The 15,119-nt window shown below is 61.2% G+C and carries 15 protein-coding genes; 10 read left to right on the forward strand and 5 right to left on the reverse strand.

Annotation, left to right across the window (positions count from 1 at the left end; genetic code table 11):
- The first annotated feature begins 46 nt into the window (after positions 1-46).
- The 5 genes from DK871_RS13475 to DK871_RS13495 all read left to right on the forward strand — a co-directional run bounded on the left by DK871_RS13475 (position 47) and on the right by DK871_RS13495 (position 5,497).
- Entirely contained in the window at positions 47-1,141 is a 1,095-nt protein-coding gene (locus DK871_RS13475) for a polyamine ABC transporter substrate-binding protein (RefSeq protein WP_161905434.1), read from the forward strand.
- Positions 1,142-1,395: 254 nt separating this feature from the next.
- Positions 1,396-2,490 (forward strand): polyamine ABC transporter substrate-binding protein, encoded by a 1,095-nt coding sequence (locus tag DK871_RS13480; protein WP_161905394.1) that lies wholly within the window; start codon positions 1,396-1,398, stop codon positions 2,488-2,490.
- Positions 2,491-2,556: 66 nt separating this feature from the next.
- Positions 2,557-3,699, forward strand: a complete 1,143-nt coding sequence (locus tag DK871_RS13485; protein ID WP_003195240.1) for an ABC transporter ATP-binding protein — start codon at positions 2,557-2,559, stop codon at positions 3,697-3,699.
- Positions 3,696-4,616 (forward strand): ABC transporter permease subunit, encoded by a 921-nt coding sequence (locus tag DK871_RS13490; protein WP_003195238.1) that lies wholly within the window; start codon positions 3,696-3,698, stop codon positions 4,614-4,616. The genes DK871_RS13485 and DK871_RS13490 overlap by 4 nt, the downstream gene beginning before the upstream one ends.
- Complete coding sequence (locus DK871_RS13495; protein WP_003195236.1) at positions 4,613-5,497, forward strand: ABC transporter permease subunit; 885 nt, start codon at positions 4,613-4,615, stop codon at positions 5,495-5,497. The genes DK871_RS13490 and DK871_RS13495 overlap by 4 nt, the downstream gene beginning before the upstream one ends.
- Before the next feature lie 129 nt (positions 5,498-5,626).
- On the opposite strand, the gene DK871_RS13500 is transcribed toward DK871_RS13495, so the two are convergent.
- The gene (locus DK871_RS13500) at positions 5,627-6,268 is read right to left on the reverse strand and encodes an HD domain-containing protein (protein WP_161905395.1); all 642 of its coding nucleotides are present in this window, start codon (positions 6,266-6,268) and stop codon (positions 5,627-5,629) included.
- Between the two features lie 246 nt (positions 6,269-6,514).
- Here DK871_RS13500 and DK871_RS13505 point away from each other — a divergent pair, with 246 nt between their 5' ends.
- On the forward strand, positions 6,515-7,480 hold the full coding sequence (locus DK871_RS13505) for a GlxA family transcriptional regulator (RefSeq protein ID WP_161905396.1): 966 nt from the start codon (positions 6,515-6,517) through the stop codon (positions 7,478-7,480).
- Here DK871_RS13505 and DK871_RS13510 read toward each other — a convergent pair.
- Positions 7,458-7,811 carry a carboxymuconolactone decarboxylase family protein gene (locus DK871_RS13510; RefSeq protein ID WP_034128991.1) on the reverse strand — a complete coding sequence of 118 codons (354 nt, stop codon included), beginning with the start codon at positions 7,809-7,811 and terminating at the stop codon, positions 7,458-7,460. The two genes, DK871_RS13505 and DK871_RS13510, sit on opposite strands and share 23 nt — an antisense overlap.
- Before the next feature lie 99 nt (positions 7,812-7,910).
- Here DK871_RS13510 and DK871_RS13515 point away from each other — a divergent pair, with 99 nt between their 5' ends.
- The gene (locus DK871_RS13515; protein ID WP_161905397.1) at positions 7,911-8,813 is read left to right on the forward strand and encodes an AraC family transcriptional regulator; all 903 of its coding nucleotides are present in this window, start codon (positions 7,911-7,913) and stop codon (positions 8,811-8,813) included.
- Positions 8,814-8,938: 125 nt separating this feature from the next.
- On the opposite strand, the gene DK871_RS13520 is transcribed toward DK871_RS13515, so the two are convergent.
- Together DK871_RS13520 and DK871_RS13525 are read right to left on the reverse strand one after the other, a co-directional pair.
- The gene (locus DK871_RS13520) at positions 8,939-11,293 is read right to left on the reverse strand and encodes a penicillin acylase family protein (protein ID WP_161905398.1); all 2,355 of its coding nucleotides are present in this window, start codon (positions 11,291-11,293) and stop codon (positions 8,939-8,941) included.
- Positions 11,294-11,319: 26 nt separating this feature from the next.
- Positions 11,320-11,895 carry a DUF6436 domain-containing protein gene (locus DK871_RS13525; protein ID WP_116666653.1) on the reverse strand — a complete coding sequence of 192 codons (576 nt, stop codon included), beginning with the start codon at positions 11,893-11,895 and terminating at the stop codon, positions 11,320-11,322.
- Positions 11,896-11,993: 98 nt separating this feature from the next.
- On the opposite strand from DK871_RS13525, the gene DK871_RS13530 reads away from it, so the two are divergent.
- A complete protein-coding gene (locus DK871_RS13530) occupies positions 11,994-12,935 on the forward strand; it encodes an alpha/beta hydrolase (RefSeq protein ID WP_161905399.1) in 942 nt (313 codons plus the stop codon).
- A 79-nt stretch (positions 12,936-13,014) separates the two neighbouring features.
- Here the strand turns inward: DK871_RS13530 and DK871_RS13535 are convergent, their stop codons facing one another.
- A complete protein-coding gene (locus DK871_RS13535) occupies positions 13,015-13,767 on the reverse strand; it encodes a DUF2059 domain-containing protein (RefSeq protein WP_032894643.1) in 753 nt (250 codons plus the stop codon).
- Positions 13,768-13,898: 131 nt separating this feature from the next.
- On the opposite strand from DK871_RS13535, the gene DK871_RS13540 reads away from it, so the two are divergent.
- Positions 13,899-14,531, forward strand: a complete 633-nt coding sequence (locus DK871_RS13540) for a 2OG-Fe(II) oxygenase (RefSeq protein ID WP_003195222.1) — start codon at positions 13,899-13,901, stop codon at positions 14,529-14,531.
- 2 nt (positions 14,532-14,533) lie between these two features.
- The gene (locus tag DK871_RS13545) at positions 14,534-15,016 is read left to right on the forward strand and encodes a DUF523 domain-containing protein (protein WP_161905400.1); all 483 of its coding nucleotides are present in this window, start codon (positions 14,534-14,536) and stop codon (positions 15,014-15,016) included.
- The last annotated feature ends 103 nt before the right edge of the window (positions 15,017-15,119 follow it).

Raw genomic sequence — 15,119 nt, forward strand, 5'->3', positions numbered from 1 at the left:
AAAAAAAAAGAAAAAATTGGAGCATCACCAAATGAAGGCATTAGGTTTGAAGAACGCTGGCAAGACCCTCCTCGCCTTGTCGCTGATGGGCGCAATGGCGGGCGCGGCCCAGGCAGACAGCAAAGTGCTGCACGTCTATAACTGGTCCGACTACATTGCGCCGGACACCATCGCCAACTTTGAAAAAGAGTCGGGCATCAAAGTGGTGTACGACGTTTTTGACAGCAACGAGACCCTGGAAGCCAAGTTGCTGGCAGGCAAGTCCGGCTACGACATCGTTGTGCCGTCGAACAACTTCCTCGCCAAGCAGATCAAGGCCGGTGTCTATCAGGAGCTGGACAGATCCAAGCTGCCTGCCTACGGCAACCTGAACGCATCCCTGCTCAAAGCCGTGTCGGTCAGCGACCCGGACAACAAGCACGCCTTCCCTTACATGTGGGGTTCGATCGGCATCGGCTACAACCCGGAGAAGGTCAAGGCCGCGCTGGGCGTGGACAAGATCGACTCGTGGGACGTGCTGATGAAGCCGGAAAACATCGCCAAGCTGAAAAGCTGCGGCGTAAGCTTCCTCGATTCGCCGACCGAAATGCTGCCGGTAGCCCTGCATTACCTGGGCTTGCCGACCGACACTCAGAAGAAGGCTGATCTCAAGCAGGCTGAAGACCTGTTCCTGAAGATCCGCCCGTCGATCGGCTACTTCCACTCCTCCAAGTACATCTCCGACCTGGCCAACGGCAACATCTGCGTGGCCGTGGGTTACTCGGGTGACATCCAACAGGCCAAGTCCCGTGCGGCTGAAGCCGGTGGCAAGGTCAAGGTGGCCTACGACATTCCGAAAGAAGGTGCCGGCAGTTTCTTCGACATGGTTGCCATCCCTAAAGATGCTGAAAACGTCGACGCTGCCTATGCATTCATGAACTACCTGCTCAAGCCGGAAGTGATGGCGAGCATCACCAACAGCGTGCGTTTCCCCAACGGTAACGAGAAGGCCACCGCATTGGTGGACAAAGACATCACCAGCGATCCGGGCATCTACCCGTCCGCTGATGTGCAGGCCAAGCTCTACGCAATTGCGGACTTGCCGGCCGCCACTCAGCGTGAAATGACCCGTAGCTGGACCAAGATCAAATCCGGTAAATAACGCAGAAACCTGTAGGAGCGAGCTTGCTCGCGAGAATCGTCAACGATAACGCAGCGCCTCTGGTCGCCCGCGTTGCCTGTGAGTTCTTCGCGAGCAAGGGCTAGCCGCCCGCCTCGCTCCTACAAACAGCGGCAGCCGTACAGAAAATAAATGACAGAAAGTTTTGCCGGATCGGTTTATCGACGGTAAGTTGCGCGCCGGTTTTGTTGCCGGGCAACAACTTCAAGGCCCCAACTATTCAAGAGGACCTCCACTTGCCAATTTCTTTATTTCGCAAAGCCATGCTGGTGGGTGCAGGTATCACGCTGGCTGCCAGCGTACAGGCCGCACCGACGGTGCATATTTATAACTGGTCGGACTACATCGGCCCCGACACCCTGGTCAACTTCGAAAAGGCCAGCGGTATCAAGCCCGTGTATGACGTGTTTGATTCCAACGAAACCCTGGAAGGCAAGTTGCTCGCCGGGCGTACTGGCTACGACGTCGTGGTGCCGTCCAACCATTTCCTGGGCAAGCAGATCAAGGCTGGAGCGTTCCAGAAGCTCGACAAGTCATTGCTGACCCACTACGCCAACCTCGACCCGGTACTGCTCAAACGCCTGGAAAAGAACGACCCGGGCAACCAGTACGCGGTGCCGTACCTGTGGGGCACCAACGGCATTGGCTACAACGTCGACAAGGTCAAAGAAGTGCTGGGTGTCGACAAAATCGACTCCTGGGCCGTGTTGTTCGAACCGGAAAACATGAAGAAGTTGGCCACTTGCGGCGTGTCGTTCATGGACTCGGCCGATGAAATGCTGCCGGCGGTACTCAACTACATGGGCCTGGACCCCAACAGCACCAACCCGGCCGACTACAAGGAAGCCGAGGAAAAACTGCTGAAAGTGCGGCCCTACGTGACCTACTTCCATTCCTCCAAATACATCTCGGACCTGGCCAACGGCAACATCTGCGTGGCGGCCGGTTTCTCTGGCGATGTGTTCCAGGCCAAGGCTCGCGCAGCAGAGGCGGGCAAAGGCGTGAACATCGCCTACACGATTCCAAAAGAAGGCGGCAACCTGTGGTTCGACGTGCTGGCGATTCCCAAGGATGCCAGCAACGTCAAGGAAGCTCACGCCTTCATCAACTATTTGCTGCAGCCTGAGGTGATCGCTCAGGTCAGCGATCAAGTCGGTTACGCCAACCCTAACCCAGGGGCGGACAAACTGATGGAGCAATCGATACGCACTGACGCAGCGGTTTACCCACCGCAGGCGGTTCTCGAGCGGACATTCGTCAACTTTGAGCTACCCCCGAAAGTGCAGCGTTTAATGACCCGTAGCTGGACCAAGGTCAAGACGGGCAAGTAAGGCTCAAACTATCCAAGGCTGGCCCGCATTGGGCTGGCTGCACAGTTTTTTTTGGGAGTTTCGTAAATGGCAGTTGCCTCCGGCGCCTATAAGAAAGCCCTCGAGGGCGACCAGACACCGAAAAAGGTGCTGGTCAAAATCGACCGGGTCACGAAGAAGTTCGACGAGACGATTGCCGTGGACGATGTGTCCCTGGAAATCAAGAAAGGCGAGATCTTCGCCTTGCTCGGCGGTTCGGGTTCGGGCAAATCCACCTTGCTGCGTATGCTGGCAGGTTTCGAGCGCCCAACCGAAGGTCGCATCTACCTCGACGGTGTGGACATCACCGACATGCCGCCCTACGAGCGGCCGATCAACATGATGTTCCAGTCCTACGCCTTGTTCCCGCACATGACCGTGGCGCAGAACATCGCCTTCGGCCTGCAACAGGACAAGATCCCCAAGGCTGAAGTCGATGCACGCGTGGCCGAGATGCTCAAGCTGGTGCAGATGAGCCAGTACGCCAAGCGCAAGCCGCACCAATTGTCCGGCGGCCAGCGCCAGCGTGTGGCGTTGGCCCGCTCGTTGGCCAAGCGCCCGAAACTGTTGCTGCTCGATGAGCCGATGGGCGCGCTGGACAAGAAGCTGCGCTCGCAGATGCAACTGGAGTTGGTGGAGATCATCGAGCGCGTTGGGGTGACCTGCGTGATGGTGACCCACGACCAGGAAGAGGCCATGACCATGGCCGAACGCATCGCAATCATGCACCTGGGCTGGATCGCCCAGATCGGCAGCCCCATCGATATCTACGAAACTCCCACCAGCCGCCTGGTGTGCGAGTTCATTGGCAACGTCAACATCTTCGACACCCAAGTGGTGGACGACGCCGAAGGCCACGCGGTGCTCAAGTGCCCGGACCTGGACCGCGACATCTACGTGGGCTACGGCATCGCCACCTCGGTGGAAGACAAGTCGGTGACCTACGCCATCCGCCCGGAAAAGCTGCTGGTGACCACCGAAATGCCGACCTGCGAGCACAACTGGTCCAGCGGCAAGGTGCACGACATCGCCTACCTCGGCGGCCACTCGGTGTTCTACGTGGAGCTGCCGAGCGGCAAGCTGGTGCAGTCCTTCGTCGCCAACGCCGAGCGCCGTGGCCAGCGCCCAACCTGGGGTGACCAGGTTTACGTATGGTGGGAAGACGACAGCGGCGTGGTACTTCGCTCATGAACATGAAGAAATTCAAGCGGCGCTTGGATCGCATCGTGCCCAATGGCAAGCAGGTGGTCATCGGGATTCCCTTCCTCTGGCTGTTCCTGTTTTTCGCACTGCCGTTTTTCATCGTGCTGAAAATCAGCTTTGCCGAAGCCGATGTGGCGATCCCGCCCTATACCGAGATCTATACCTACGTTGAGCAAAAGCTGGAGGTGGTGCTGAACCTGGCCAACTACAGCTTGCTGGCGGGCGACGAGTTGTACATCGCCGCCTACCTGGGCTCGTTGAAGATGGCGTTTTTCAGCACGCTGCTGTGCCTGCTGATCGGCTACCCGATGGCCTACGCCATTGCTACCGCGCGCAAAGAGATGCAGACCGTGCTGGTGCTGCTGATCATGATGCCCACCTGGACCGCGATCCTGATCCGGGTGTATGCGTGGATGGGCATCCTCAGCAACAACGGCCTGCTCAACGGCTTTTTGATGTCCATGGGCTTGATCAACGAGCCGCTGCAGATCCTCAACACCAACATCGCGGTGTACATCGGCGTGGTCTATTCGTACCTGCCGTTCATGATCCTGCCGTTGTACGCCAACCTGGTGAAGCACGACCAGAGCCTGCTGGAAGCTGCCTCCGACCTGGGGTCGAGCACCTTCAACAGCTTCTGGAAAATCACCGTGCCGCTGTCCAAGAACGGCATCATCGCCGGTTGCATGCTGGTGTTTATCCCGGTGGTGGGCGAGTTCGTGATTCCTGAACTGCTCGGCGGCCCGGAAACCCTGATGATCGGTAAGGTGTTGTGGCAAGAGTTCTTCAACAACCGTGACTGGCCGGTGGCGTCTGCCCTGGCGGTGGTGATGCTGGCGATCCTGATCGTGCCGATCATCCTGTTCAACCGCAGCCAAGCCAAAGAGCTGGAGGGCAAGATATGAAGCGCTTTCGTTTCTCCAGCTTCATGCTGGTCGCAGGTTTGTTGTTCATCTACCTGCCGATGTTGATCCTGGTGATCTACTCGTTCAACGAATCCAAGCTGGTGACAGTGTGGGGCGGTTGGTCGATCAAGTGGTACGTGGGCCTGTTGGACAACACCCAGTTGATGGGCTCGGTAGCCCGCTCCCTGGAAATCGCCTGTTATACGGCGGTGGCGGCGGTGGCGTTGGGTACCCTGGCAGCCTTCGTGCTGACGCGCATCAGCCAGTTCAAGGGCCGCACGCTGTTCGGTGGCCTGGTGACGGCGCCGTTGGTGATGCCGGAAGTGATCACCGGTCTGTCGCTGTTGCTGCTGTTCGTGGCCATGGCGCAGATGATCGGCTGGCCCCAGGAGCGCGGCATCGTCACCATCTGGATCGCCCACACCACCTTCTGTGCGGCGTATGTGGCGGTGGTGGTGTCGGCGCGTTTGCGTGAGCTGGACCTGTCGATTGAAGAAGCAGCGATGGACTTGGGCGCACGGCCGTGGAAGGTGTTCTTCCTGATCACCATCCCGATGATCGCGCCGTCGCTGGCGGCGGGCGGGATGATGTCGTTCGCGCTGTCCCTGGACGACCTGGTACTGGCCAGCTTCGTGTCGGGCCCAGGTTCCACCACCTTGCCGATGGAAGTGTTCTCGGCGGTGCGCCTTGGGGTTAAACCCGAGATCAACGCCGTGGCGAGCTTGATTCTGTTGGCGGTGTCGCTGGTGACCTTCCTGGTGTGGTTCTTCAGCCGTCGGGCCGAAGAGCATCGCAAGAAGGCCATCCAGCAAGCGATTGAAGAAGCTGCGGCGGATGGCTGGCAACAGCCGGACAAGCGCCGGGCGCCTGCACCGGTCTAACTGCCGGAACAGGGTGAAAATGTGGGAGCTGGCTTGCCTGCGATGGCGGTGTATCAGTCACTGATAAGGTGCTGACCCACCGCCATCGCAGGCAAGCCAGCTCCCACATTTGATTGCATTTCAGGCTGATTAGGCGGCCCACGGCGACGTGCGGATCACCTGCACAAAATTCATCGGCTTGAACCCAGGCTCCTGGTCCGCCAGCACATCGGTCTTAACATTGCCAAACGTGGTCTGCGGGCGATGGCGCAAGCCGTCGGCGAACGCGCAGATAATGCATTCCTTGAACCCTTCACCCCGTGGATGCGCATGCACCACCGCTTCGCGCTGCACGCTGCTGAAGGCGGAGTAGTCCATGCCCAGTACGTCCATCTCCACACCAGCTGTCACCAGCGCCACCGTGGGGCGCAGGTGTTTCGGCACGCCCGGCGTGGTGTGCAGGGCAATGGACAGCCACACTTGTTCGATATCGTCATCGCTCAACCCATAAGGCTTGAGGAACGCGGCGGCGGCGTTGGCGCCGTCCACTTCGAAACGCTCGTCGTCACTGCGGTGGCCTTCCACCAGGCCCAGGTCATGGAACATTGCGCCGACGTAGAGCAACTCCGGGTTGTAGGCCAACTGCTTGCGCTCACCGCTCAAGGCGCCGAACAGGAAGACCCGGCGCGAATGGTGGTAGAGCAGGTCGGACTCGACGTCACGGATGTATTCGGTGGTGGCCCTGGCCAGGGCGCTGTCAGGAATCTGGATACCGGCTATGGTGGTGCTCATGGTGGATCTCCTCTGGAAAGATTCCAGTCTGGTCCCAAGACCCTTAAGCGGCTATCGCCACAGGGAGGCGATCCCGGCCAATGTGCCGCCACATCGCGCCAAGCCTATAGGCGATCCCCTGTGGGAGCTGGCTTGCCTGCGATAGCATCACCTCGGTGTACCTGAGGTACCGAGGCGTCTGCATCGCAGGCAAGCCAGCTCCCACAGGGGTTGGTGTTTATTCAGTTGGAAAAGGTGTTTGTGACCATGGGCAAAACCGTCGCCATCCTGATCTTCCCCGGTGTCCAGTCGCTGGACGTGACCGGGCCGATGGATGTGTTCTGCGAGGCCAACCGCTTCCTGGCGCCCGAGGATCACTATCGGCTGGAGGTAGTCGGCTTCGGCCACGGCGCCATGGCGGCCTCCAACGGTTTGTCATTGCAGGCGCACAAGCACTACAGCGAAGCTCGGCAACCCTATGACCTGCTGCTGGTCGCTGGTGGCCCGCAGTTACCCTTCGAAGATTTCGGCCCCGAGTTTGACGCCTGGCTGCGCACTGCCGCCGCGAAGGCGCAGCGCTTCGGCTCGATCTGCAACGGCGCCTTCATGCTGGCTCGCGCGGGCCTGCTGGACGGCAAGACCGTCACTACCCATTGGAACGATGCCGCCAGCCTGGCGCGCCTGTGCCCCTCGGCCCAGGTCGAAGCCGACCGCCTCTATGTGCAGGACGGCAAGCTCTACACCTCCGCCGGGGTTACGGCAGGTATCGACCTGTCGTTGTACCTGGTGGCCCAGGATCACGGCCCGGAAGTCGCCCTGAGCGTGGCCAAGCGCCTGGTGGTGTTCACCCAGCGCTCGGGCGGGCAATCGCAGTTCAGCCCGTTCCTCACGCCCCATGCCGAAACCACCTCGGCGGTGGCGCTGGTGCAGCTGTACGTGTTGGCCAACCTGACGGGAGACCTCACCATTGCCGACCTGGCCAAGGCGGCCAATATGAGTGCGCGCAATTTTTCCCGGGTGTTTGCCCGTGAGGCGCGGATTACGCCAGCGGAATTTGTCGAGAGGGCGCGTGTGGATGCGGCGCGGGTGATGCTTGAAAGCAGCCACGCACCGCTTAAAACCGTGGCCTATCAATGCGGCTTTCGCGACGCCCAGCACATGCGCAGTGTGTTCAACCGCCGGCTGGGCGTCACGCCGCAACAGTTCAGGCTTAACTTTGCGGCGCCGGTTTGAGCGTGTCGTAGGCTTCAAGGGCGCGCAACGAGTAGATGTAGGCCGCGCCTGCATTCAGCGAGATCGCGGTGGCCAGCGTGGCCGCTACTTCTTCGCGGGTTGCCCCGGCCTTGATGGCGGCATCGGCATGTACGCCGATGCAACCGTCGCAGCGGGTGGTGATCGCCACGGCGATGGAAATCAGTTCACGGGTCTTGGCGTCGAGTACATTGTTTTCCTCGGCAGCTTCCCCCAGCGCCATGTAGGCTTTGACCATCTTCGGGTTGCTCTTGCCCAGTGAGCCAAAGGCTTTCTTTACGGTAGGCAGCAAGTCGGACCAGTTATTGAACATTGCAGTAACTCCTGAACAGGTTGGGTGTGAAGCCAGTCTGTGCCGTTCAGGGCTGGGGCTATTGTTCAATCCGCTCATCTTTTTGACCGATACTCGCAAATGAATGCCATCGACACCCTTATCGCGCTGGCCAACCTGCGCGGCAGCCTGGATTTGCGTTGCCAGTTCCAAGGGGACTGGGCGTTGGACCACGCGCCGGAAAACCTCGGCGTGGCGCCTTATCACATCGTGCTCAGCGGCACCTGCCGCGCCGAGTTGTCTGGCGGGCAGTGTGTAACGTTGGAGGAGGGCGATATCCTGCTGATGCCCGGTGGCGGTACCCACTTGCTGCGCAGCCAGGGCGCGCGCATCCGCCCGATGCAGCCTCGCGTTATTGAAGGTGGGGCGCTGACCGTGCACCGTCTGGGCGGCGAACAGCCGGATGTGGATATGCTGTGTGGCAGCTTTCACTACAATCGCCAGTCGCTGTTGTTCGATGCGTTGCCGGACTACCTGGTGGTGTCCAGTCGCCAGTGGCAGGGCGATGGGCAATTGGCGGCGTTGATTGCATTGCTGCGCAGTGAAGCGGACGGGCAGCAGTTGGGTGCCCGTTCGTTTATCAATGCGCTGTCGTCGGCCCTGTTCACCTTGATCCTGCGCAGTTGGCTGAGCGACCAGGCGCCGGTGGCGGGTACCTTTGCCTTGCTCGCTGACAAGCGCTTGAGCAAGGCCTGGCAAGCCATGCTGGCCGAACCTGGGCATGAGTGGACTATCGACAGCCTGGCGTTGGCGGCCAGCATGTCCCGCGCCACCTTTATGCGTGCGTTCGTCAAAGTGGCAGGCGTATCGCCCTGGGTGTTGCTCACCCAATTGCGCATGGAGAGGGCGTTCAACCTGCTGCGCCAGTCACGCCTGAGCCTGATCGACATCGCCGCCCAGGTGGGTTATCAGTCCCAGGCGGCGTTCAGCAAGAAATTCAAGGACACCTACGGCCAAGCACCAGGGCGCATGCGAGCAGGCTAGCCGCTAATGCCTGTAGGAGCGAGCTTGCTCGCGAAAAACTCACAGGCGCCGCGTTTATTCAGGAAGCACGCGTTATCGTTGACGTTTTTCGCGAGCAAGCTCGCTCCTACAGGCAAGGTCAGTCGTTATCGGGCGGGCAGCAGTTTCAAGGTGCCGCGGGTATTGGCCGTCACTTCCTCGTCACTGAAGTGCGCCTGCTCATACCTGCCCTCGATATAGCTCTGCGCCTGGTCGCCATAGTGCGTATCAAAGGGCACACCGCTTTGCCCCACCGGGTTGATGGTGAGGGCGTGGGCCGGGTCGGCGAAGTCGATCAGGCGTCGTGTCGACGGGCCGTAGGTTACCGGCCATGGCGCCGGGCCAATCGGGGCGGTCTGGTTGTTTGGTACTTCGTGGCTGCCCGGCGCCGGGAACGGGCCGACGTTGAAAATTTTATCCAGCGGCTTTTGCAGACCCAGCGGGTGGCCGTGGGTCAAGGTGTGCGCCTTGCCCCACTGCCACTGCGCCGGGTCATCGCCGAACGTCGCCTTGAGGTGGGCCAGGCTGTTGTCCCAGGCGAGCTTGACGGTATCGGCGCGGTTGCCGTTCCACCAGGGCGAGTCTGCCGATGCGGCCAGGCGGGGCAATGCGGCGTCGATCACGCGGGTGCCGAGCAAGGTCTTGAACAAGGCATCGCCGAGTTTGGGATGAAAGGTCGCGTCGCTGAGGTTGAACAGCAACTGGTTGAACAGCGTGGCACTGGTGGAGTCCAGCGGGTAATCACCTTTCCAGCTGGCAAGCTGTTCCACCAATTTGAGTTGCGCCGGGTCCTTGACCACCTCGCGCAGCACCGGCAACAGCGGCGCCAGCAGGCGCGGGCCGTAGGCGGTGGTGGTGCCCAGTTGCAGGGCCTGGCTGTTCGTCACATCCCACTTAACGCTTGTGTCGCTCAACTGCGCGTTCAACTGCTGGCCACGGTCAGCCAGGTTGTAATAGCCGGGGATCGGCATGCCGGTGGGCGATGCCGGCTGGGCATTGGCGGACACTACGTAGCCGCGCGGTGGGTTTTCTTCCTGGGGGTTGGCATTGAAGGGGTAGAAACCCAGCTTGTCGGCCTGGGCAGTACTGCCGTCGAGGACGAACGCCGGGTTGACGCCAGCCGGGCGGATCGGCAACTGCGCCGCCGCCCACCAGCCGATATCGCCTTTGGCATTGGCCCACACGATGTTCAGGCCCGGCGCCGAGACCTTCGCGGCCGCGGCACGCGCCTTGGCCAGGGTATCGGCACGGTTGAGCTGATAGAAACCGTCGAGGATCGGGTTTTCGCTGTCGAGGAACGCCCACCACATGGCAATCGGTGTGCTGCCGGCGTTCTCACCGAGCACGTCGTTGATGATCGGGCCGTGGGGCGAGCGGCGCAGGGTGAGGGTCACCGGGGCCTGGCCCTTGACCTGGATCTGCTGCTCGCTGCTGCTCATGTCTACCCATTGGCCGTGATACCAGACCTGGTTGGGGTTGTCTGGGTTGACCTTCTCGGCGACCAGGTCGAGGTCGTCGTTCTGGAACATGGTCAGGCTCCAGCCGAAGTCCTGGTTGTGCCCCAGGAACGCCGCCGGTATCAGCGCGTTGTGGTAGCCGTATAGCTCGAAGCCTGGCGCTGACAACTGCGCCTCGTACCAGACCGAAGGCACCGAAAAACGGATATGCGGATCACCCGCCAGCAACGGCTTGCCGCTTTGGGTACGGCTGCCGCTGACGGCCCAGGCATTGCTGCCTTCGAACTGCGGCAGGCCGTTGTCGGCCAGGGCTTGTTCGCTCAGGGCGGCGATAGCGCCAAGGGTCTGCCAATCGCTGGCCGCCAGGTTGAGGGCGCCCTTGGGTTGCCAGTCGAGATCGAAGACCTTCAAGTAGTCGCTGCCCAGCCGGTCGCGCACATAGGTCAGCACCGGCTCGGTGCGAAAGGCTGCGGCAAAGCTGTAGGCCATGTAGCCGGCGACGCTGATGCTGTCTTCGGCGGTAAATGGGCGCTTGGTGATGCCCAATACATCGAACTCCATGGGGCTGGCGTGGCTGTCCTGATATTGGTTGATCCCGTCCAGGTAGGCTTGCAGGGCCTTGAACGAGGCTGAATCTGGGTCCATGTGCTCCACATAGCTTAAGGCACGCTCGCGAATGCGCAGGCTGCGAAACAGCTTATCGGTTTCCAGCAGCTTGGGGCCCAGCACCTCGGCCAGTTCGCCACGAGCCAGGCGCCGCATGATTTCCATCTGGAACAGGCGGTCCTGGGCATGCACATAGCCCAGGGCGCGGTACAGGTCGGCTTCGTTTTCGGCGCGGATATGCGGTACGCCACGGTCGTCGTAGCGCACCGTGACCGAGCCTTGCAGGTGCGCCAGCGTCACCGTGCCCTGGCGCGTGGGTTGTTTGCTGTAGACGTACCAACCGGCGCCCAGGGCGACCAGCACAATCAGCACCGCAAAAACCTGCAGGGCGCGCTTCATGAACATTCCTTACGAGAGTGGACGGACTACAGATCCTTAGGCCACGAACAATAGCAGCCTACCGCGAGGGTGTGAGTGGCATTCACTTCGCGTCCGGTTCCAAGGGCCTTGAGAATTGGCTCGATAAAACTGTTGCTGGCGTTGCAGGTCAGACCTTCGCTGTAGGGGCCGAAATACGCCAGCTTGCCGGTGCGATCCCAAATGCCCACGGCCGGGCTGGCGGGGATCTGGTCGGCGCCGGGCAGGGCATCAAGGACTTTCAGGTGGCGCAGGTTTTCGGGCAACTGGCCGTGACTGCCGGGTTTTTGCAGGGCATAGAACTCCACCCCCTGGGGCGCGTACTGCTCGATCAACTCGCCCAGGTGTTGCTGGTTACCGACATTGCACGGGCAGGCCGGGTCCCAGAAGTGCACCAGACGAATCGGGCCAGGGCCGCTGAGGGCGGCGGGCAGTTGCAGCGCATCGCCGGAAAATACCGCGGTGTGTTCGCTGAAGGCGCGCAGGTAGCGGCCCTGGAACCAGTCATAGGCCGCCCACAGCACGCCCGCGCAGATAACCAGGATCAGGCTGGCGAACAGGGCGTTACGGTACGGCGGTCGCATTGGATGTATCCTCACAGGTCGCGTAGCTTGCCATGCTTGTCCTGACAGATGAATATCGCAGCTCGATATTCATCTTCACCGCAAGTCTGGAAGCTTTTATGCCCGTCACCTTTGACCCTGATCATTTGCGCGAAAGCTTGCGCCCGCTGCTGGATGCGCAGCCGCTGTCAGCCGAGGCGAGGGTTTACCAGCGTTTCTACGGGCTCGACCTGGCCGCACGCCAGGTGCCGGCGGTGAGCCGCCTGGGGCGTTTTGAGGTGGATGGGTTTGAGGTGGTGGCCCAGGTCTGGTGGCCGCCGGCACCGGTGGCGACCATGTTCCTGTTCCACGGTTTCTACGATCACATGGGGCTGTATCGCCATGTGGTGGATTGGGCGTTGGACCAGGGCTTCGTGGTGATCGCCTGCGACCTGCCGGGCCATGGCTTGTCCAGCGGCGCACGCGCCAGCATCGATGACTTTGCGGTGTACCAGAGCGTGGTGCAGGCGTTGTTCGTCGAGGCCAAGGCTTTGCAATTGCCGCAACCCTGGCACCTGTTCGGGCAAAGCACCGGCGGCGCCATTGTGGTAGACCACCTGCTCAACCACGGCGCGCAAAGCCCGGCCCAGGGCAAGACCTTCCTGCTGTCGCCGTTGGTGCGGCCGCGTGCCTGGGGTTGGTCGCAGGTCAGCTATTACCTGCTGCGCCCGTTCGTCAAAGGCATCGCCCGGCGTTTCAGCGATAACTCCAACGACCCGGCGTTCAAGCCGTTCCTGGAAGCCGACCCGCTACAGCCTCGCCAACTGCCTACCGCCTGGGTGGGGTCGCTGGCGCGCTGGATCAAACGCATCGAAGCCGCACCGCGCAGCACCCGGCGCCCGGTGATCGTGCAGGGTGAGGAAGATATGACGGTGGACTGGCAGCACAATTTGCAGGTGTTGCGGGGTAAGTTCGACCAGCCTGAGGTGTTGATGCTCAAGCGGGGTCGGCATCACTTGGCCAATGAAATTTCGCAGATTCGCGATGAGTACTTCAGTTTTCTCACCCGCCACCTGAAATAACGCAATCCAAATGTGGGAGCTGGCTTGCCTGCGATAGCGGTGTAACTGACATACCGCAATCGCAGGCAAGCCACATGGTTTACTGAGCCAGGCTTGAGGTGCTTTGGCCAACGGCCAGCCCTGCGCGAATGGCCGCCAGGGCAGCCTGGTAATACGCCTTACCCTCCGGCGACTCGGCAAAGGTGGCGAACTCTTCCAGCTCCGGGTCGGACAAATCCCGGTACACATACAGCAAGGTGTTGTTCAAATCCTTGTCGATCTGCTGCATCAGCCGCTCGCGCTGGCCATTCAACATGCCTTGCGCCTGACCGCCGCCGAGCAGGCCGGGGATCATCTGGCTCAAGCTGTCGGCCGCCACACCCGCAATCGCCAGGCTGACCTCGGCACCGGCCTCGCGGGCAGGCAGGGCCTGGGCCAGGTGGCCGATGATCAGGCTGCGGGTGGCATCGGCTTCGAGTTTGGGCAGGCCCTGGGCGTTCTTTGCCAGTTGGTCGCGGCGCGTGGCAAGCAACTCGGCGGCGACGATCTTGCGGCCCAGAGGCGATTGGAAAAACGCCAGGGCAGGTTTCGGGTCGGGCAAGTGCTTGCGCAGTTGCGCCTCGGCACGCTGGTCCATGGCCTGGGCGGCAAAGCGTTTATTGCTGTTGTCCACCAGCGCCTGGTACACCACTGGCGGCAGGCTATTGCGGTAGCGCTGCTGGGCGGCACTGAGGGCGTCATTGAAGTGCGCACGTTGTTCGGCCCAGCCGGCGACCTTGTACAACTGGTCATGGCCGTCTGCCCAAGCGGGCAAAACGCAGAACATCAACACAGAAAAAAACAAACGACGCATAAGGACTCCTGTCAGTCGGCCACTATTGTCCGTGTCGGGCGTAGGATTTGTCGAGAAGTCCTATCAGTCACCTGACTAAAGTGTATTCAGACGCTCAACGGCGCTGTCGGATTTACAGGCGTATGGATACTATGCGCGCCATGCAAATACCCCTCGATCACCCGCTGCTGCAACGCATCGTCGACGACCTGGCCGAAAAAGGCTGGTCGCAGCAAAATGGCTTCCTGCCCCAGGCTCTGACCCTGGAGCTGGCGGCTGAGTGCCGTAAACGTGCGGCGCAGGGTGAACTGGCACCCGCGGCCGTCGGCCGTGGACCAGCCCAGGAGATTCGCGAAGGCATTCGCGGTGACCATATCCAGTGGCTGGAGGAGGGTGACGCGCCTATCTGCGACACCTACATGGGCGTGATGGACGGCCTGCGCCTGGCGATGAATCGCAGCCTGTTCCTGGGCCTGGAAGATTTCGAAAGCCACTTCGCGATGTACCCGCCAGGGGCGTTTTACCTCAAGCATGTGGACCGTTTCCGCGATGACGACCGGCGCATGGTCTCGGCGGTGATCTACTTGAACGACGCCTGGCTGCCCGAGCACGGCGGCCAACTGCGCATGTACCTCAAGGGCGGTGTCGAATACGACGTGGTGCCCACCGGGGGTTGCCTGGTGGTATTCCTGTCGGGCGAGGTGCCCCACGAAGTCCTGCCCGCTACGCGCGAACGCCTGTCCCTGACGGGCTGGTTTCGCCGGCGGGGCAACGAGCCGTTTTGAGCATGGAAAAGATTCTGGTCAGCCGTTGCCTGCTCGGGCACAAGGTGCGCTATGACGGCGGGGCCAGCGGCCCATTCGACCAACTGGCGGCGTGGCAAGCTGAAGGCCGCGTGGTTGCCATCTGCCCGGAAGTGGCGGGCGGCTTGCCCACACCGCGCCCGTCGGCCGAAATCCCCGGCGGGCAGGGCATCGACGTGTGGGAAGGCCGCGCCCAGGTGCTGACCGCCGAGGGCGAAGACTTCACCAGCGCCTTTCTCGACGGTGCCCGCCAAGCCTTGGCGCTGGTGCAACGCCATCACATCCGCATCGCCATTCTCAAGGCCAACAGCCCGTCCTGCGGCAATCTGTTGACCTATGACGGCACCTTCAGTGGGGTGAAGGTCAGTGGCGAAGGCGTCACCGTGGCACTGCTCAAGCGCCATGGTGTGCAGGTGTTCAGTGAGCTGCAGTTGCCTGAGGCAGCGATGGCTCTCACGCAGCTTTAAGAAGCTTAAACAGATCAAATGTGGGAGCTGGCTTGCCTGCGATAGCGGTCTGTCAGTTACACATCAGGTGCCGATACACCGCTATCGCAGGCAAGCCAGCTCC

This window comes from Pseudomonas sp. L13 (genome assembly GCF_009935965.1).
GTDB lineage: Bacteria > Pseudomonadota > Gammaproteobacteria > Pseudomonadales > Pseudomonadaceae > Aquipseudomonas > Aquipseudomonas lactis.